This window comes from Nautilia sp. PV-1, from assembly GCF_004006315.1.
GTDB lineage: Bacteria > Campylobacterota > Campylobacteria > Campylobacterales > Nautiliaceae > Nautilia > Nautilia profundicola_A.
The window spans coordinates 1,295,458-1,314,629 of sequence record NZ_CP026530.1; the positions used below are offsets into that span (position 1 = coordinate 1,295,458).

The following is a 19,172-nucleotide window of genomic DNA, read 5'->3' on the forward strand; positions in this document are numbered from 1 at the left end:
TCAAAGCCTTTTTTTAATGAAATTATACTTTATTTATATAATTTTGCGTTATGTTTAAGATTTTTGTTGATTATTTCAAGCTTTTTGATTGTTTTTTGATCAAAACCTAGTTTTGAAAGGTCACTGATATATTTTTCACTCAAAAATACAAAAGATTTTTCAATCTCTCCTATAGGCTTGACGTTATGCGAAGACTTTAATCTTGGAATAAAAGTAAAAGCATGCTGATAAAGTTCAAAAAAACCGATAGAATTGACGCTTTTTAGAATTTTTTTTCTCAAATTACTGCTTAAATCCAGATACAGATATCCGTTTTTTGCATCAAGTTCTTTGAGTATTTGAGATTTTTCCAGAACATTAAGATACTCTTTTAAAAGGGAAACTGAATAAACTTTTGCACGTCCGCTTTCAAAAAGTTCTGAAAAATTAGCAAATCTTTCATCCGCAACCGTTTTTCTTAATAAATTTATTAAAGCCTTGGTTTCCTGTTTTGTGCAAACATACCTGTAATATTTGACTGCTTCGTTTTTATTAAGCATAAAGTCTAAATCTGAAGCAAAAAGAGACAGCGTAACCGCAATAAGAAGAAAAAATTTTGACATATAATTTCCTTTTTGATAATTATATAATATTCATTATGATAAAATTCGAAAAAAAAGGATTAAAATGGACTTTTTTAAAATAATCCAGACAATTGAAAACGTTCAGCATCCCGCAATCGCTACAAGCCTGGTAAATCTGGGTATTTTACAGGATATCGACATCGACGGTAATAAAGTAACAGCGACGTTTGCATGGCCTTTTGCAAACATTCCTATAAAAGAGCAGCTTATAAATTCCGTTAAGCAACCTCTTAATCAGATGGGACTGGATTTTGAATACAGCGAAAGAATTATGGACGAAAGCGAAAAAGAAAAATTCCTTGAACTTGAAAAAAAATACTGGAAAGGCGGTCCTGCTGCCTGCGGCGCATAATATGCTAAAATTTCATTAAAAAGGACTGTCTTGACACCTTTCCATATCCACAGCGATTATTCGCTTCTTCATTCCACCGTTAAAATAAAAGATCTCGTTAAAAAAGCCAAAGAATACGGCTATAAAGCGCTCGCCATAACGGAACTCGACAATATGTTCAGCGCCATTGATTTCTATGAAACATGCAGGGCCAGTGAAATAAAACCTATAATCGGAAGCGATGTCAGCATTGTAAGAGACGGAAAAATATCAAGACTGATTCTAATAGCAAAAAACAAAACCGGATACGACAACCTTATGTATTTAAGCTCCATCTCATATCTTTACAACATGCGCGGAGATAAACCCTATCTGCCGTATGAAGAGATTGTGAAAAACAAAGAAGGCCTTTGTTTTATCCTTCCGATGCTTGATTCCGAAATCGGATTTCATTTAAATATTTTTAACGAACAAAACGTATTAAACGGCGCCGAAGGAATAGAAAAGGCAAAAAAAATCCTTGAAGAATATAAAAAAGATTTAAATGAAATTTACCTTGAAATAACCAGGGACAGCGAAGAAGAAAGACTGATTGAAAACGATTTGATCACCCTTTCAAAAGAAACGGACACACCTCTTCTTGCGTCATCAAACATATTTTTCCTTAACAAAATGGATTATATTTACAAAGACGCCCTTGAGTGTATAGAAAACAACAAAAGATTCGACGATCTGCACAGACGCCCGGTGGTAAAAGAAAATTATTTCAGAAGCGTTGAAGAGTTTGAAAATATTTTTTCGGATCTTCCCGAAGCAGTTGAAAACACAGATAAACTTGCGGAGTCCATAAACCTTGAAATACCTCTTGGTAACCCGACACCCCCTACTTTTAAATTTACAAAAGAGTATGCGGCGGCAGAGGGGCTTGATATCGATAACGATGTGGAATATTTCGAATACAAATGTAAAGAAGGGCTTGAAGAAAGACTGAAACACATCCCAGAAAATCTGCATGAAGAATACAGAAAAAGACTCGATTACGAAATAGACATTATCAAAAGAATGAAATTCCCTGGATACATGCTCATAGTGTGGGATTTTGTAAGAGAAGCCAAAAAAAGAAAAATTCCCGTAGGTCCCGGAAGGGGAAGTGCGGCCGGTGCGCTTGTGGCGTATTCTTTACAGATTACTAATATCGACCCGTTAAGATACGGACTTCTTTTTGAGAGATTTTTGAATCCTGAGAGGGTGAGTATGCCCGATATCGATATGGACTTCTGTCAGGAAAGACGGGGGGAAATTATCGAATACGTCCGTGAAAAATACGGAAAGGTAAACGTTGCACAGGTTATTACGTTCGGTTCCCTGCTTGCTAAGGGTGTATTAAGGGATGTGGCGAGAATATTTGAAATAGACTATTCCGAAGCCGACAGGTTTGTAAAGCTTATACCTGACCAGCTGGGAATAACGCTTCAAAAAGCAAAAGAACTCGAGCCCAAAATAGTTGAAATCACGGAAGAAGACCCTCTGTACAACCGTCTGTATTCATTCGGAGAGCATTTAGAAGGCCTTAAAAGAAACACCGGAATGCATGCCGCTGGTGTGGTTATAAGCGACGAGGAGCTGTGGAAAAAATCGCCTCTTTACAAACAGGATGAACACGACGATACGATTGTTACGCAGTATTCGCTAAACTACCTCGAACCTGTTGATTTGATTAAATTCGACTTTTTGGGTCTTAAAACGCTGACGGTAATAGACAGGGCCGTAAAAAACGTTAAAAACAACAAAAACGAAGACATAAATATAGATTTGCTTACGTTAGACGATCCGAAAGTGTTTGAACTTATACAGTCAGGCCATACGCTGGGACTGTTCCAGATAGAATCAGACGGTATGCAGGATCTAGCCAAAAGGCTAAAACCTACGAACTTCGAAGACATAATCGCTATGCTGGCCCTCTACCGCCCTGGACCGATGGACAGCGGAATGCTTGACGACTACATAGACAGAAAGCACGGCAGAAAACCTATAAGCTACTTTTTTGACGAATTTGAAGAAGCCCTGAAACCGATATTAGAACCGACATACGGAGTTATCGTTTATCAGGAACAGGTTATGCAGATAGTTCAGGCGATAGGCGGATTCAGTCTCGGTGAATCAGATATTATCAGAAGGGCGATGGGTAAAAAGAAATTCGATTTAATGAAAAAATACGCCGAAGAATTCGCCCAGAGGGCCCAAAAAAGAGGCTTTTCTTATGATAACGCCAAATCGCTTTTCGAATTAATCGAAAAATTCGCAGGCTACGGATTTAATAAATCGCACTCCGCCGCATATGCAATGATTACATATCAGACCGCATACCTCAAAACATATTATCCGACTGAATTTTTATCCGCACTTCTTACTTTCGAAGCTGAAAACACTGATAAAATAGCCAAATACATTGAAGAAGCTAAAGTTCTGGGAATCGAAGTCCTGCCTCCGAACGTCAATAAATCAAATGCAGAATTTACACCTATTGACGACAAAATTCTCTTCGGACTCAGTGCCATTAAAGGAGTCGGAAGCAAAGCGATTGAGAGCATTGTAGCCAACAGACCTTATGAAAGCATCGAAGATTTTATTCTTAAAGTCGATACGAGCAAAGTTAATAAAAAAGTACTCGAACAGCTGATAAAAGCCGGGGCAATGGATGATTTCGATTTAAGCAGAAAAGCAATGCTCAGCCGTGTTGAAGAAATGCTTGAATTCAAAAAACGTATAGAAGAAAAGAAAAACGCAATCAACCACGAATTTTCACTTTTTGCAGATATGGAGGAAAATGAAGAAATCGACGAACATCTGGACATTCCAAATACCGTTGAATTTGACATTAAAACGCTTCTTGAATATGAATATCAGACACTCGGATTTTACGTATCAGCCCATCCGTTAGATCCGTATAAAGACAAAATGCAGGGTATAAACTACAACCTATCAAGCGAAATAGAAGAGATAATTTCCCAGGAAGCGCTGTTTGTAGGAAAAATAGACGCAATGAAAGTGAGAATTTCCAAAAAAGGAAACAAATTTGCAATTGCAACCCTTATGGATTTTCACGGCAAGCTTGATGTAATGATATTTGAGAGGGATCTGGAAAAACTAAACGAATTTAACCTCGACGAACCAATTGCCATAAAAGCACAGGTGGACAAAGTCGGAGAATTTTTAAGAATTACATGCCGTAAACTTATGAGTCTGGAAGAAGCCAAAGAGGAAAAAGGCGCCGTTAAAGATGAAATTACCGTAATTCAAAGACAAATAGGCGAAAACTATGAAGAAGATTTGCTGAAAATCTACTCCGAACTGACCAAAAATCCGGGAAATAAAAGAGCGGTTTTACTTTTAACCACGCCATTCGGATTCAGCTTAAGGATTAATACGAATATAAGGACATCTTTATAAATTTTTCCAAATTTTTCTTTCCAGTGAAAGCATTTCAACAAGCTTCGCAATATAATAAAAGCTTTTAAGCATATTCTCCACATATCCGTAATCACTCAGCGATTTAAAAACGGGAGGTTCAAAATTATTATTTCCGCTTATTGCCACAAACATCATATTATGTCTAAATGAAAGATAAATTGGCCTATTTACGGCTTTTTTAAATTTAAGAATTTTTTCCATAAGCGAAGTGCTCAGCACATACCTAGCTAAAATCTGATCGTTTGAATATACTTTAAATTCTTTTTCAAATTCCGGGCTGTCCATTTTGACAAATTCAAGACCGTTGGAATTAAACTTTTGAAAAGTATTTGCGACAGATCCCAAAAATCTTTCGCTGTAATCAGGATAAACAAGTACTATACCTTTAAAAGACTTGTTAAATTCACTCAAAAAAAACGTTCCTTTAAAAATCGTATGCCACTGTGTTCTTCCTTTGGAATCTGTCGTTTTATATTCAGTGTGTATATCGGAAAACTCAAATGCCACGTTTTTTAAGCTGCCTTTTACATAGTCTTCGCCTTCATATTTATCGTAAGGAATTAAAAAAAGTCCGCTTAAATCATATTTTACGCTGTTTATTTTATCTTCCGGAAAATATTTGAAATTATCACCGAACAAAGACACCAGGGAATAAACAACTTTTTCTTTAAATTCCCGCCTGTAATTTTTAATTATCAGATAATACAAAACGGCAAAAACACCGGCTTCAACCGCTACCAGCTGAATAATACCGACAAAATCCGGTTTAAGATAATAAATCAACACAAACAAAACCGCCGTTAATACAAACAAAAGAATTTTTAAAATTAAAACAATACTTTTTCTTTTTTTATCAAGTTCTTGAATATACGGATTTTTATAATATTCTTCTATTAAACCTGATAGTGTCATTTATTAAAAAGATCGCCTACGTTGATGTTTTTTCTTTCTTCATCACTTATTTCAAACACGCTCTTTCTTTTGTATCCCATTATTTTAGCTATAAAATTAGTCGGAATCATTTCTATTGCGTTGTTGTAATCAGTAACAGCCTGGTTGTAAGCCCTTCTTGCTGCGCTTATCTGTTCTTCTATTTCGGCTAATGTCATCTGCAGATGCATTACGTTTTCATTGGCTTTAAGTTCGGGATAATTTTCAACGTTTATCAAAATTTTACCGAGCATTGAAGAAATCTTGTTTTCATAATTCATACGTTCGTTTTCATCCGTAGCGTTTATTGCTTTGCTTCTGAGTTCTGTTATTTTTTCCAATACCTCTTTTTCGTGTTTCATATACGCTTTTACGCTTTCTACCAGATTAGGAATCAGATCCCTTCTTTTTTTTAGCAAAGCGTCAATACTTCCGTATATATTTTCGACCTGGTTTTTCTTTGAAATTAAAGAGTTATACAGTAAAACAGCTGCGACTATTATAACCCCTACAACGATATATCCGATATTCATAATCATCCTTTTACAATTTCCGGAGAAGGTTTGCCAAAATAAAATCCCTGGAAATAATCAATGCCCAGATTTTTTATGGCATCAAACACTTCTTTGCAGCATACGAATTCCGCAACCGTTTTTGCACCTATTTTACTAGCAAAATTTATTATCGTTTCAACAACTATTAAATTCTTTTTTTGTTTATATACTTCTTTAATCAAAGAACCGTCTAATTTTATACAGTCAATGTTCAGTGAAAAAATATGTTTAAAATTTGAATAACCGCTGCCGAAATCATCAATTGCTACTGTTGCTCCTAACGCTTTTACTTTATCGATAAATTTTTTTACTATGTCATAATTTTCTATACCTTCGGTTTCCAAAATTTCAAAACCGATTTTTTCTCCCGTTCCCGTTTTTTTTATCGTATTTATAATATATTCCACCAATTCGGGATTATTGATATCATCAATCGATATATTTATATTAAAACTTTTATCTATACTCGCAAAACTGTTGCAGGCACACCTGACAACCTGTCTTGTAATCTGCGTATACAGTTTCGTGGTTTTTGCAATCGGCAAAAACTCTCCCGGCAAAATAATATTTCCTTTCTCGTCTCTCATTCTGACGAGTACTTCATATTTTACAATTTCTCCGTCTTTATTAAATATAGGCTGATAATAACAGAGTATTCCGTTATTTTGCAAAGCTTTATGAATCGCAACGGTCATTTCGAGATTTTTTTTATATTTTTCTTCTATTTTCAGGGACTCATCATAAATCTGATAAGGGATTTTTTTTCTTTTGGCTTCCCTTACCGCTATATCTGCGTGAGTAAGAAGCTTGTGTTTATTGATTGCCGCACCTGCTCTGATATGTATATGAAACGGTTCGTTGTCTGCAAGAAATTCCATTTTTTCTATTTTATCTATTATTTTTTCTATAAATAATTTTAAATCTTTATAAGTAATACTGCTGTCAAATAGTATTGCGAATTCATCACCTCCGATTCTGTAAGGATGTGTGTTTTCATTTTTCAGCTCTTCAGCAAACTTAATTAAAAGCTTATCACCGATTGCCGAACCGAAAAGATCGTTTATCTGTCCGAATTTATCAATATTAAAAATCACACATGAATGAAGACGGTCCATTTTATTCATATCTGAAATCATTTTCTGTCTGTTAGGAAGACCTGTGAGTTTATCGTAGTAAGCTATAGTGTATATTTCCTCTTCTTTGGCTTTAAGTTCGCTTAAATCTATTATTGCAGAAATTCTGATTTTTTTGCCGTTAATCAATATGTCCCTGCCTCTGAGCATGGCGGGAAATTTAGTGCCGTCTTTTTTTACCATATAGGCTTCATAAGGAGACTGGTCTTTTATTTTAATTCTGTTTTTCACAAGTTCTTTTGAGTCGTCGGCGACAAACTCAAAAGCAAATTTGCCTATCATCTCCTCCGGCGTGTATCCGAAAATATAACTGGCTGACTTATTGGCTCTTATGCATTTTTTATTCTCGTCAAAGACTATAAGACCTTCTATTGTTGAATTTATAATTTGATCGAGAAAATTAATAATCTGCTCTTCGCTGTTAAATGAATTATTTAGATTATTAATAATTCCGGAATCTAACAATGATTGAAGCATTTTGTCCAGTTTATATTCAAAGTGTTCCATAAGCCGCTACTTTTTTAATTTTATATTAATATTATAACATAATAAAAAAAGAAAAAATTTAAATATTATTTGATTAATTCCTTGATATTATCATTGAAATTACATAAAAACTGAGGAAACTCTTCATCTACTTTGCTCAAATCCACATAATTTCTGAAGAAAGTATCAACGTCAATTCCCGACTGCATTCCAAGAGAATACCCTTTAAACATTTCTTTTAATTTCGGAGAATCAATCAAATCGATCATACTCTCACAAAAAGCCGTGCCTTCTTCTATCATTCCCTCTTTCCAAAATCCAATTGCGTTATCAACAAGCACCACCACCGCAAACAGTTCGTCTTCATCAAGTAAATTAAACTTTTCATTGTTGGTCAGTTTAATCTGATATAAATCAAACGCTTCGTTAAAAGCTTTTTGAAAATACTCCTGTGCTTTTTGTGTATCACCTTTGGTTAAAGCGTTTCTAAATTCATAATAATTGTTTTTGATATCCATAAGTTTCCTTTTTTTTAGAAATTTTAACATTTATTTGCTTTTTTTACATAATGGTGTTACAATGTCGATGCAAAATTCACAATTAGGAAAGATCACATGAAAACAATTTACGTAGGAAACATTAACTATCAAGCAACTGAAGACGATTTAAGACCGGTATTCGCAGAATATGGAGAAGTAATCTCAGTAAAAATTATAAATGATAGAGAAACAGGAAGAAGCAAAGGATTTGGATTCGTTGAAATGGAAAGCGGAGCTGATACAGCTATTGAAGAGCTAGACGGTAAAGACTTCCAAGGAAGAAGACTTAGAGTTAACGAAGCAAGACCAAGAGCTCCTAGAGGAGAATAATTTCTTCCTCTTTTTAATAATTCTTTTATTTAGTGTCTGTCACTTTCTTATGTAAACAGAAAGCATTTTTATCATTTAATATTATTGATACATTAACTCAACCCGGGCAATTACTGTCAGTAATTTATTTATTAAATTTTCACCTCAGTAAAAAGAATATAAGTGAATATTTTAGTAACAGGTACTTAAATACTATTAATGGCGGAAGGGGGAAGGAATCGAACCTTCCGGGCAGACAGTCACCTGCCGCCCCACCGGGTTTGAAGCCCGGGGTGTCCACCAGGATCACATCCCCTCCAAAGCAGGATTGTTATTTTACACAATAAATTTAAAAAATGCAAACATGAATAAACGGTCATGTTCCAAGATAGTAACAAAAATTATAACAACATTAAAATTTTTCTTATATTTTAACTTTTTTTTAATCATTGTGAAAATTATTTATTAGAATTTGATGAAAACAAAGAAAAGGAGCTTTTATGAAAATTTCTAAAATCGCATTAGCGGCAGTATTAGCAGGCGGACTTTTTATTACTACTGCATCTGCAGATTACAACAAAGGGTTCAAATATTACAATAAATACGTAAAGAAAAAATCCGGAGTAAAATCTACTCAGTTAATCAAAATTCTGGGAGTAAAAAGTCTTAACGATTTAGACAAACTGTTTGAAAACAACGGTAAGCCTTTAATTGAAAAATTAAAAGCGGCTGGAGAGGAAAAAGCGGCAAAAGCAATGCAAAAAGTTATAAAAAAAGGAAAATTAAAAGACGTTCATGACTTTTTAAGAGGAATTATGGAAGGAAAAATTCCGGCAGGATGTTAAATCCTGTTTCTTTTTATCTTTTGAGAGATAAGTGTCTGTCACCAAAAATGCTAATTTAAAAATGTAAGGCACAACCTGTGCCCTATTAAGCGTTATCAGCCAGCAGGAATTTTACCATTGAGCATACCTACTAAGAAATCTTGTAAATCTTTAAGTTTATGTTTCTTAGCAATTTTCTCAATGGCTTTTGCAGCTTTCTTTTTACCAAGTTTTTCTAATTTTGCAATTAGAGGTTTAGCATCATCTTTAAGTAATGCTTTCATTTGGTCAGGTGTTTGTACTCCAATAATTTTTAAGAACTGAGTACCTTTAATGTGGCTCATTCTTTTTACATATTTTTGGTAGTACTTAAACCCTTTGTTGTAGTCAGCGAAAGCTGCAGTCACGCTAACACTTGCAAGTAGCAAACCTGCTACAAAAATCTTTGCAAAGCGTCTCATAGTTTCTCCTTTTATGAATATAGGTTCAGTTTATTTTAAATAAACGAACCTTCATCGTAATTATAAACCTCAAAACTTAAAGAAAACTTAATATAAGTTCAAATTATAAAAAGGCCTATTTTATTCTTTTTCATTCCTATGCTGATACTTACAGAGATTATGTGTTGACATTAAATTTTTATTAAGCTAAAATTCAACTAAAAAAGGAGAATGCAATAAATAAGGAGACTCTTGAATAATCTATTTTCTTCATATCTACAAATCAACAATCCTCATTTAATTAATTCTTCAATAAATAAAAAGGAATTTTAATGCAACAAGATGTTATTGCTTTAAAAATTGACGATCAGGTAATTGATCTTCAAACAGCGGAAGCTAAAGGCATTGAAGGCGGAGAGCCTGTATATTTTGACAATTCGCCCGAAGCACTCGAAGTAATCAGACATTCTGCCGCTCATCTTATGGCTCAGGCTATAAAAGAACTTTATCCGGAAGCTAAATTCTATGTCGGCCCTACAATCGAAAACGGATTTTATTACGACCTAAAAACAGACACTCCTATTACCGATAAAGATTTAAAAAACATAGAAAAGAAAATGAAAGCCCTTGCCAAGAAAAAATTCGATATTACAAGATACGAAATTTCTAAAGAAGAAGCAAGGGAAAAATTTAAAAACGACGAATTGAAACAGGCCGTTCTTGATATGATTCCGGGAGATACGGTATCCATTTACAAACAGGGAGATTTTGAAGATTTATGTAGAGGCCCTCACGTGCCGAACACTAAATACCTCCATAACGTAAAACTTCAAAAAGTATCCGGTGCATATTTAGGAGGCGATTCTAAAAATGAGATGCTAACCCGTGTATACGGAACAGCGTTTGCCACAAAAGAAGCACTTCAGGAATATCTCAAAATGCTTGAAGAAGCTGCAAAAAGGGATCACAGAAAACTTGGAACTGAATTAGATCTTTGGATGTTTGACGAAGAAGTCGGAGCAGGTATGCCTATATGGCTTCCAAACGGCGCCCTTCTTAGGGCAAACCTTGAAAAACTGCTCTATTCTGCACACATTAGACGCGAATATCTACCTGTAAGAGGTCCTGAGCTTCTTAGAAGCCATATGTGGAAAATTTCAGGACATTATTATAACTACAAAGAAAATATGTACTTTACTGAAATTGAAAACGACGATCCTGAAAAACCTGCAGACGAATACGGAATTAAACCTATGAACTGTTTAGCCCACGTAAAAATTTTCGGTCATAAGGTAAGAAGCTATAAAGAACTTCCTCTTAGACTTTTCGAATTCGGAACAGTACACAGACATGAAAAAAGCGGAGTGCTTCACGGACTGCTCAGAGTTAGGGAGTTTACTCAGGATGACGCACATATCTTCTGTAGACCAGACCAGATTGAAGAAGAAGTTATTAAGGTGCTTGAATTCGTCGACTCTATAATGGAAAGATTCGGATTTAACTATGAAATGGAAATATCAACAAGACCAGAAAAATCAATCGGAAGCGACGAAATTTGGGAAAAAGCTACCGAATCACTTAAAAAAGCTCTTAATTCCCTAAACAGAGAATACGGAATAGACGAAGGCGGTGGAGCGTTTTACGGACCGAAAATCGATATCAAAATCACAGACGCAATTGGCAGAAAATGGCAGTGCGGAACTATACAGGTGGATTTTAACCTACCTGAAAGATTCGACATCACATACGTAGATGAAAACAACGAAAGAGTAAGACCTGTAATGATTCACAGAGCTATTATAGGAAGCTTTGAAAGATTTATAGCAATCCTTACAGAACATTATGCGGGTGAATTCCCTACATTCATAGCTCCTATAAAAGCTATATTCGTACCAATTTCAGAATCGCACGTAGAATACGCGAAAAAGCTTCAAAAAGAGCTTCTTGAAGCCGATATTAATACTGAAATATTTGCAAGCAACGATTCACTTAATAAAAGAATCAGAAACGCAGAAAAAAGAAGAGTCGGTTATGTTGTAATAGTCGGTGATGAAGAGGTTGAAACTGAAACAGTTGCAATCAGAGACAGAAAAAAAAGAGAACAATACAAAATGACAAAAGGAGAATTTGTGGAAATGATCAAAAACTTAAGCGAGGTTAAACTATGAGTAAAAAAGAAGATAAAGTACTAATTAACGAAGAAATTGTTGATTTAACAGACAGAGTAAGACTAGTTGACGGAGAAGGTGAGCCTAAAATCGTTGATTCAAACAAAGCTCTTGAAATTGCATATAATAAAGGACTGGATTTAGTTTTAGTGGCACCTAATGCAAATCCTCCCGTAGCTAAAGTAATGGATTACGGAAAATACAAATACGAACAGGAAAAAAAGAAAAAAGAAGCTAAGAAAAAACAGGTTAAAATAGAAGTAAAAGAAATCAAATTCACTTCTAAAATCCAGGAAAACGATATAAATTATAAAGTAAAACATATAAAAGAATTTCTTGAAAAAGGAAAACACGTAAAACTGAGAGTTTTCTTAAGAGGTAGAGAACTTGCCACGCCTGAAAAAGGATTTGAAGTAATCAACAGAGTATGGGACATGATAAGCGATGTAGCTGAAAAACAAAATGAGCCTAAACTTGAAGGAAACTATATAAACCTCCTAGTAACTCCAATTAAAAAGAAAACTAAAAAATAAAACTTCCTTCTTTCTTAACCCTCTTTTATTATAAATATGTTAATATATTGTATATATATCAATAAAGGAACTTTATGCTCCCGCATAATAAAAAACTGCTTATTTATATAGCCGTACTGTTTATATTTTTATATAGTGTTATTGTAGTTTCTTTTTATTACATTCTTAACGATATAGCCATTAATCAAAACAAACAAAAACTTCATAACATACTTTTATACGAACAGGCACAAAAAAATTACGTAGACAAATATCAAAAGAAATTTATTTATTCCCTACAGCATCAAAACATACTTTCAAAAGAATTTTTTTCACCGGTATTAATGTCTGCCACATTTATAACAAGGCATACGTTGGAAGAGTATAACAAACTAAGAAAAAAAGAACATCTTCCTGAAATAAAATACAAAATTGCTTCAGACAATCCAAGAAACCCTGTAAATAAGGCAAATAAAAAAGAATTAAAACTTTTAGAAAAGTTTAATAATAAAAAAATCGATATTTATTCAAAAAAAATTAAAATTAACGGAAAAGATTATATATATTACGCAATCCCGGTAGTGCCCAACAACAAGTCTTGCATGAAATGCCACAGTAATCCTAATCTGGCTCCGGAAGATTTAATCAAAATGTATGGGGACAAAGCCGGTTTTCACGAAAAAATCGGTCATATCAGGGCATTGCTTTCATTAACTCTGCCTCTTGAAGAAGAGTATACTTTTATTAAAAAAATAAGTTTCATTTTTAATCTAATTCTTCTTGGACTGTTTATCTTTACATATATAATTATCTATTTTATAATAAAAAAACTTGACAAAAAAGACAGACAGATCATCGAAAGTTCATATACGGATGAGCTGACCCAGATATTTAACAGAAAAAAATTCAATACCGATATCAAAAAAAACATGAAAAACTTTAATAAACTTTCACCATATCTGATGCTCATAGATATTGACCATTTTAAAAAAATAAATGATACTTACGGCCATCCGGTGGGAGATTACGTGTTAGAAGAACTCACTAAACTAATATCTGAAAACATCAGAAGCAATGATAAATTCTATAGAATCGGAGGTGAAGAGTTTGCAATAATCTCCACCCAGAAAAACAACGAAAATGAAAGAATCTTTGCTGAAAAAATTAAGAATCTGATAGAAAAACACTCTTTTGACAAAGTAGGCAATATAACGATAAGTATAGGCTTTACCAAATACCAGCCTGAAGAATCATATCACAACTGGTATAAAAGAGCGGATGAAGCTTTATATGAAGCAAAAAAAACAAGAAATACGATTATTGAAAAATAACTACTTTTTAAGAGAGTTTAATCTTTCTTCCCTGCTGCCTATCGAAGTAATCTGAATACCGAAGTTTCCGTCAACTATCACCACTTCACCTTCACCTATTTTTTTATCTTCAATTAAAATATCAAGAGGCTCTTTTGCAAGCTGGTTAAGTTCTACGATACTTCCTATATCCATTCCTATCACGTCTTTTAAAAGCATAATTTTACTGCCTATTCTAACTCTCAGCTGCAGTTTAATATCCAGAAGCATTTCAAGATTTTTCATTTCACCTTTTAAATCCGGATGTTTAGCCTGATGCTGTGCTTCTGCAGCCGCTTTTGAAGGCATTAGTTCGTCATATACGTTTTCATCAAACACAACCTGACAAACTTTAACCACATCATTTACCTTACATTCCATATTTATGGCATATGCGTATTCGCTAAGGTCTTCTTCTTTGTCTACAAAAAACACATTTGTTATTTCAAAATCCAGATTCGGCATATTGTCCTGTGCGCCCAAAGTTGTTTTAAGCGCCCCGAACACATTTGAAATAATCTCTTTTATTGCGTCTAAATCATCATCGTTCATTTCAGTTTTCGGAGTACCCTCACCCGCTAACATTAAATCACCGAGAGCAGTAGCAACTTCTGCGGGAACCAGGAACAGTATTTCCCCTTTAGGTTTTACTTTAATAACAATTTTTGCATAAGGAGGCTTTGTAGGACCTAAATCTTTAGTTTCGGACAACACCGAAACTTCAGGCGCTATTCCTATTAATCCTTCTATAGTGGATTTTATTTCGTTTATTAACAGTTCTTTAAACTCATTCACTTTCTTCTCCTGTTATCTGTTCAAGTCTTTCTTTACGTTTTTGTTCCAGTTTTTGTAAAATTTCTTTTATTTCGTCATGTTCGGTTTTTAGGATTTCTTTTATTTTTATACTTCTTCTGTATCTTCTGACTCCAAATTCCGCCACAAATTTTTCTCTGCCGTCAACTTTTACAATAACGGTATCGTCTGCTGGCCTGTTCAGTTTGATTATATCACCGACTTCAAGATCCAAAACCTGATTCATATTAAGCTCAGCATATCCCAGAACTGCCTCAAGCTCTATTTTAGCACCTCTTAACAGAGCTCTTAATTCTTTATTTCTTGATTTTCTTCCGCTTGTTTCGTTAAGCATCAAATCTCTGTTTGCAAGTCTAGGAAGCAAAGATTCTATAGTGATTACTGGATAACATATATTCATCATACCACTGGTCTGTCCTATTATAATTTCCATAATAACCATAATAACGATTTCGTTTTGAGCAACAATCTGTACTACGTTAGGAGAAGACTCTTTTGCTTCAACAATAGGATACAAATCCATAATAGGAGACCAAACTTCTTTCATATTCTGTGTTACTACTTTTAAAATCTGATCAAGCAGATTCAGTTCTATATCGGTAAATTCCCTTGTCGTATCAAAAGGGGCTCCGCTGCCTCCTAAAAGTCTGTCAATCATAGGAAAAACAATTGAAGGGTTAAGTTCTATAACACCTTTACCGTCCAGAGGTTTCAAAGAAAAAACGTTAAATGACGTAGGACTCGGAAGACTCATCAAAAATTCGCCGTAAGTCATCTGGTCTACCGAATGCAGTTGTATTTCAACTATACTTCTCATTAAAGAAGAAATATCGCTTGCCAGACTTCTTGCCATTTTATCATGTATGGCTCTAATTGAGCGAAGCTGTTCTTTGCTTACACGGTTAGGTCTTTTAAAATCGTATAGCGTTATCTGTCTGTTATCAAGTATATCGGACGCTTTATCAAGCTCGTCCGGTGCTATATCTTCTTCTTCAACAACTTCAAGTAGAGCGTCTATTTCTTCTTGTGATAGAATATCAGCCATTTAACTCTTTCCTTAATTTTTTAATTACGTTTTTATGAATTTGAGAGATTCTGCTTTCGGTAACACCTAAAATTTCGCTTATTTCTTTTAAAGAAAGCTCTTCGAAATAATAAAGCTGTATAATGAGCTGTTCTTTTTCACTCATTTTTTTTAAAACCTTTTTAATTGTTTCAATCAGCTCTTCTTCTTCTATTTTCATACTTACGTTTTCAAAAAAATTCATTTGCTCTTCAATAGGCATCACATTGTATATTTCACTGGCGTTTTTAGCCCGCCTTACTTTTTCAACATCAATGCCAAGCTGCTGCGCAATATATTCGTCATCAGGCTCAACATCATATTCAGCCTGATAACTTTCCACTATTTTTTCAATATCTTTTATAATCTTTCTGTCGCTTCTGCTGACCGTATCCAGACTTCTAAGAAAATCAAGCATGCTTCCGTATATTCTTTTTTGGGCATATCCCCAGAAATTATCGTTTTGCTTCGGATCATATCTTCTTGCAAGCTTTACAAGCTCTTCAAGTCCGATAGACACAAGATCGTTAAACTCCACACTGCTAGGAAGCCTTTCTTTAAGTCTGGCCGCCATTGCTTTTACGGCAGGCATATAATCCACCGCCAGTTCGTCTTTATATGTTTTTAAATTTTCCTCATAAGGATTATTCATTACCTGCGTCATGATTTATTCTTTATGATTTGTAATTCTTCTTCTTCAATCTGCTTAATAAACTCATAACTTTCAAGAATAAAATCTTCTTTTTTCTCTAATTCTTTTATCTGAACATCCAATATTTCGTCTATTTCGTGTTTGTTAAAATATATTACTTTTTTAATATCAAGATATTTAATAAAAAACGTTACACTGGCAAGTCCCAGTAAATAAAACAATGCGGTAATCAGTACAGTTGCGTATAAAAAATGTTCGAAATCGAATTCATGCAGTATAGAAAATATGACACCTATAAAAAATCCGCAAGAAGCTAAAAAAAAGATAAAGTTTTCTCCTCTCATTTTTCACCTTTAAAATCCTGAAAATATTTTTCTGAAAAAGCGAGTAATGCCCTTTTCTTCTTCTAGCACTTTTCGTTCCGAAATTTTTGCTATCTTTCTTGCCACTTTAAAAATCTGCTCGCTTGGAGCCGAGAGAGGATCTTCTTTTACAAACAAAACTCTTTTAATAGACGAGTTTGTAACAAGTTTGTCCTTTTTAAGATATCCGATCATCTGCAGCCTGAAATCGCTGTTGAGATTACTATTTGCAACATTTTTTATTTTTGTAAAAATATTAATAGCCTCTTTTTCACTTGAAACTTCATTTAAAAGCATAAACGCAAGTTCTTTCTTTTCACTGATAATTTTAATCATTGCATACGCATCCGTAATTGCGGCCGGCTCCGGAACCGTTACAACGATTATATCATCTGCGGCATCAAGCCACATCTGTACTTTTTTATCAATACCGGCTCCAGTGTCTATAATGAAAAAGTCGTAATCATTTAAAAATTCCAGTTCGTTAAAAAAACGGCTTAAACTTACCTCATCGGCAAAATCCATAATTTCATCCCCGCTCTTACCCGGAATCAACACAAAGTCTTTTTCTATCTCAACGACTATATCTTTTAAAGAACATTCGTTTTTCAATACGTTATAAATATTTTTTTTAGCGTTAACCTTTAAAATAACATCTAAATTCGCAAGACCAATGTCAGCGTCAAAAAGAGCCACTTTAAATCCTAATTTATGAAGCGCGTATCCAAGGTTAGCGGTAACTGTGGTTTTACCAACCCCACCCTTACCGCTTGTTATCGCTATAAAACGTGTATTCTTAGGGCGTTTAATATTATCTGTCTGTAATAATTCTTTTAGTTTGTCCGCTTGAGTTTTCAATTAAACTCCTTATTTAATATACCTTTTAGTAAATAATCCGCCCCCGCCTCCATCAAATCATCCGGCACTTCCTGACCTATTGAAAAATAGCTCACAGGTTTTTTGGTGTCAAGAAGCAGCGAAAATATATTACCGTATGTTTTTGTTTCGTCAAGTTTTGTAAAAACAAACGTATCTATCGGCAATATTGAAAAGTTTTTATAAATATCAACTAAATCTTCATATTTTGTAACCGCCGATAACACAAGATTGATATTTATTTCGGCAAATGTATCCACTTTCAAAAAACTCTTAAGTTTTTCAATTTTTTCTTTGTCGTGCTGAGAGCTCCCGACTGTGTCTATAAGAATATAATCATTGTGTCTGAGAGAATTCAGCGCATCTCCAAAATCGCTAGGATCAACCACTGTTTCAATAGGCAGCCTCATCATCTTGGCATAAGTCATAAGCTGTTCTACCGCACCTATTCTGTATGTGTCAAGGGTAATAATTCCGACTTTATGTCTTTGAGAAAGTTTATATGCATATCTGGCCGCAAGTTTTGCGATAGTAGTCGTTTTACCTACCCCAGTAGGCCCTACAAACATCATTATTTTTTTATGCGGCGGTCTTACTTCCCTTTCTACCCTTATCGGAACCATTTTTTTTAGAAGCGTATGAAAATATCTTTTTATTGTTTCTCTGTTTTTTCTCATTTTAAGAGGCATATATTTGATAGTGAGTTTCATTATTTCGTCAAGATGTTTTTCGCTCATTCCGCTTGCTCGTGAAAGAGCATATATTTCACTAAATTCTGGAGGCAGTTCCAATTCGTTATTGTTTACCATATCCCATACAGTTGCCTGTAAAAATTTAAGCGTATCGGCTATTTGCGATATCTGGTTTTTAAGAGCTATAATATCTTCGCTCTTTTGAGGTCCTAAAGGATTTGAATGTACAGCTGCTGCCGTATTTTGTGTATGTGAAGCGTATTCATAACTTTTTTCGTCATCGGAAAGAGAAGAAATCTCTTTTGCCGCACTGCTGAGTTTAAGCATAACTTCTTTTACATGTTCTTCGTCACTCGTAACGTTTTTGCGTGGTTTAATATTTTCTTCTTCTATTGCAACCACTATTTCATACAGCCCTTGAGAAGTTAAAGTTTTTTTCTTTATTTCCTTGCTTGAGACAATAACAACGTCATCTCCAAGTTCTTCTTTAACTTTATTCAATGCTTCTGTATATGTCGGTGCGGTAAAAGTTTTTAGTTTCAATTTAATCCTTTAATGCAAGTGGTACTAAAACTGAATCCCTTTTTTTGTAATACGGGTGCGGCAAAATTAATCTTTTTTTGTTTATTTTAACATTATTATACAATATTATATCTAAATCTAGCGTTCTTGGCGCATTTTTAAAGCTTCTTTTCCTTCCGAATTTCTTTTCTGTATACAATAAAAACCTTAAAAGCTCGCAAGGTGAAAAATCTGTTTTTATTACCATCACGGAATTATAAAAATCCGGCTGGTTTAAATACCCGAAAGGCGGGTTTTTATAAATAATTGAAGTCTGAACAATATCTATTTTAGGATGTTGCCGTAAAAAAATATACAGTTTTTTAAACCTTCTTATACAGTTGCCTAGATTACAGCCTATTCCGATTAAAGCCGCATTTTTTTTCCTGCTTTTTTTGATTTTTGCCGGGAAAAACACGGTTTTGATTATTTTTATATTTTTGTTGTTCCGGTTTTTTTCAGTTGCCAACTTTCCACACTCCAT

At 34.2% G+C, this 19,172-nt stretch carries 20 protein-coding genes and 1 tRNA gene; 7 read left to right on the forward strand and 14 right to left on the reverse strand.

Annotated elements, in window-relative coordinates:
* Positions 1 to 29: 29 nt before the first annotated feature.
* Positions 30 to 602 (reverse strand): hypothetical protein, encoded by a 573-nt coding sequence (locus C3L23_RS06970; RefSeq protein ID WP_127681207.1) that lies wholly within the window; start codon positions 600 to 602, stop codon positions 30 to 32.
* 64 nt (positions 603 to 666) lie between these two features.
* On the opposite strand from C3L23_RS06970, the gene C3L23_RS06975 reads away from it, so the two are divergent.
* Complete coding sequence (locus tag C3L23_RS06975) at positions 667 to 975, forward strand: iron-sulfur cluster assembly protein (RefSeq protein WP_127681209.1); 309 nt, start codon at positions 667 to 669, stop codon at positions 973 to 975.
* A 30-nt stretch (positions 976 to 1,005) separates the two neighbouring features.
* Complete coding sequence (gene dnaE / locus C3L23_RS06980) at positions 1,006 to 4,404, forward strand: DNA polymerase III subunit alpha (protein ID WP_127681211.1); 3,399 nt, start codon at positions 1,006 to 1,008, stop codon at positions 4,402 to 4,404.
* Here the strand turns inward: dnaE and C3L23_RS06985 are convergent.
* From C3L23_RS06985 to C3L23_RS07000, 4 genes are all read right to left on the reverse strand, one after another.
* Positions 4,399 to 5,337 (reverse strand): DUF3137 domain-containing protein, encoded by a 939-nt coding sequence (locus C3L23_RS06985; protein WP_127681213.1) that lies wholly within the window; start codon positions 5,335 to 5,337, stop codon positions 4,399 to 4,401. The two genes, dnaE and C3L23_RS06985, sit on opposite strands and share 6 nt — an antisense overlap.
* Positions 5,334 to 5,888 carry a LemA family protein gene (locus C3L23_RS06990; RefSeq protein ID WP_127681215.1) on the reverse strand — a complete coding sequence of 185 codons (555 nt, stop codon included), beginning with the start codon at positions 5,886 to 5,888 and terminating at the stop codon, positions 5,334 to 5,336. Before C3L23_RS06990 ends, C3L23_RS06985 begins: the two co-directional genes overlap by 4 nt.
* 2 nt (positions 5,889 to 5,890) lie before the next feature.
* Positions 5,891 to 7,519 carry a GGDEF domain-containing phosphodiesterase gene (locus C3L23_RS06995; protein ID WP_168175724.1) on the reverse strand — a complete coding sequence of 543 codons (1,629 nt, stop codon included), beginning with the start codon at positions 7,517 to 7,519 and terminating at the stop codon, positions 5,891 to 5,893.
* Between the two features lie 95 nt (positions 7,520 to 7,614).
* Positions 7,615 to 8,046 (reverse strand): DNA polymerase III subunit alpha, encoded by a 432-nt coding sequence (locus tag C3L23_RS07000; RefSeq protein WP_127681219.1) that lies wholly within the window; start codon positions 8,044 to 8,046, stop codon positions 7,615 to 7,617.
* 96 nt (positions 8,047 to 8,142) lie between these two features.
* Here C3L23_RS07000 and C3L23_RS07005 point away from each other — a divergent pair, with 96 nt between their 5' ends.
* On the forward strand, positions 8,143 to 8,397 hold the full coding sequence (locus C3L23_RS07005) for an RNA-binding protein (protein WP_015902068.1): 255 nt from the start codon (positions 8,143 to 8,145) through the stop codon (positions 8,395 to 8,397).
* Between the two features lie 199 nt (positions 8,398 to 8,596).
* Here C3L23_RS07005 and C3L23_RS07010 read toward each other — a convergent pair.
* Positions 8,597 to 8,695, reverse strand: a tRNA-Sec gene (locus C3L23_RS07010).
* Between the two features lie 181 nt (positions 8,696 to 8,876).
* Here C3L23_RS07010 and C3L23_RS07015 point away from each other — a divergent pair.
* On the forward strand, positions 8,877 to 9,221 hold the full coding sequence (locus C3L23_RS07015; RefSeq protein ID WP_127681221.1) for a hypothetical protein: 345 nt from the start codon (positions 8,877 to 8,879) through the stop codon (positions 9,219 to 9,221).
* 95 nt (positions 9,222 to 9,316) lie between these two features.
* Here the strand turns inward: C3L23_RS07015 and C3L23_RS07020 are convergent, their stop codons facing one another.
* Complete coding sequence (locus C3L23_RS07020; protein ID WP_127681223.1) at positions 9,317 to 9,661, reverse strand: hypothetical protein; 345 nt, start codon at positions 9,659 to 9,661, stop codon at positions 9,317 to 9,319.
* A gap of 311 nt (positions 9,662 to 9,972) precedes the next feature.
* Between C3L23_RS07020 and thrS the strand changes: the two genes are divergently transcribed.
* From thrS to C3L23_RS07035, 3 genes are all read left to right on the forward strand, one after another.
* On the forward strand, positions 9,973 to 11,808 hold the full coding sequence (thrS, locus tag C3L23_RS07025) for a threonine--tRNA ligase (RefSeq protein WP_127681225.1): 1,836 nt from the start codon (positions 9,973 to 9,975) through the stop codon (positions 11,806 to 11,808).
* The gene (gene infC / locus C3L23_RS07030) at positions 11,805 to 12,341 is read left to right on the forward strand and encodes a translation initiation factor IF-3 (protein WP_127681227.1); all 537 of its coding nucleotides are present in this window, start codon (positions 11,805 to 11,807) and stop codon (positions 12,339 to 12,341) included. The genes thrS and infC overlap by 4 nt, the downstream gene beginning before the upstream one ends.
* 74 nt (positions 12,342 to 12,415) lie before the next feature.
* Positions 12,416 to 13,651 (forward strand): diguanylate cyclase, encoded by a 1,236-nt coding sequence (locus C3L23_RS07035; protein WP_127681228.1) that lies wholly within the window; start codon positions 12,416 to 12,418, stop codon positions 13,649 to 13,651.
* On the opposite strand, the gene fliY is transcribed toward C3L23_RS07035, so the two are convergent.
* Genes fliY through folK form a run of 7 tightly spaced genes read right to left on the reverse strand, consistent with a single transcriptional unit; the run spans position 13,652 to position 19,172 of the window.
* Positions 13,652 to 14,464: a flagellar motor switch protein FliY gene (fliY, locus tag C3L23_RS07040; protein WP_127681229.1), complete on the reverse strand. Its 813-nt coding sequence runs from the start codon at positions 14,462 to 14,464 to the stop codon at positions 13,652 to 13,654.
* Positions 14,457 to 15,527 (reverse strand): flagellar motor switch protein FliM, encoded by a 1,071-nt coding sequence (gene fliM, locus C3L23_RS07045; protein WP_127681230.1) that lies wholly within the window; start codon positions 15,525 to 15,527, stop codon positions 14,457 to 14,459. The genes fliY and fliM overlap by 8 nt, the downstream gene beginning before the upstream one ends.
* Complete coding sequence (locus C3L23_RS07050; protein ID WP_127681231.1) at positions 15,520 to 16,209, reverse strand: RNA polymerase sigma factor FliA; 690 nt, start codon at positions 16,207 to 16,209, stop codon at positions 15,520 to 15,522. The genes fliM and C3L23_RS07050 overlap by 8 nt, the downstream gene beginning before the upstream one ends.
* Positions 16,206 to 16,541: a hypothetical protein gene (locus C3L23_RS07055; RefSeq protein ID WP_127681232.1), complete on the reverse strand. Its 336-nt coding sequence runs from the start codon at positions 16,539 to 16,541 to the stop codon at positions 16,206 to 16,208. The genes C3L23_RS07050 and C3L23_RS07055 overlap by 4 nt, the downstream gene beginning before the upstream one ends.
* Before the next feature lie 9 nt (positions 16,542 to 16,550).
* On the reverse strand, positions 16,551 to 17,417 hold the full coding sequence (locus C3L23_RS07060; RefSeq protein ID WP_127681233.1) for a MinD/ParA family protein: 867 nt from the start codon (positions 17,415 to 17,417) through the stop codon (positions 16,551 to 16,553).
* The gene (gene flhF / locus C3L23_RS07065) at positions 17,414 to 18,670 is read right to left on the reverse strand and encodes a flagellar biosynthesis protein FlhF (protein ID WP_127681234.1); all 1,257 of its coding nucleotides are present in this window, start codon (positions 18,668 to 18,670) and stop codon (positions 17,414 to 17,416) included. The genes C3L23_RS07060 and flhF overlap by 4 nt, the downstream gene beginning before the upstream one ends.
* A 1-nt stretch (position 18,671) precedes the next feature.
* Positions 18,672 to 19,172 (reverse strand): 2-amino-4-hydroxy-6-hydroxymethyldihydropteridine diphosphokinase, encoded by a 501-nt coding sequence (folK, locus tag C3L23_RS07070; protein ID WP_127681235.1) that lies wholly within the window; start codon positions 19,170 to 19,172, stop codon positions 18,672 to 18,674.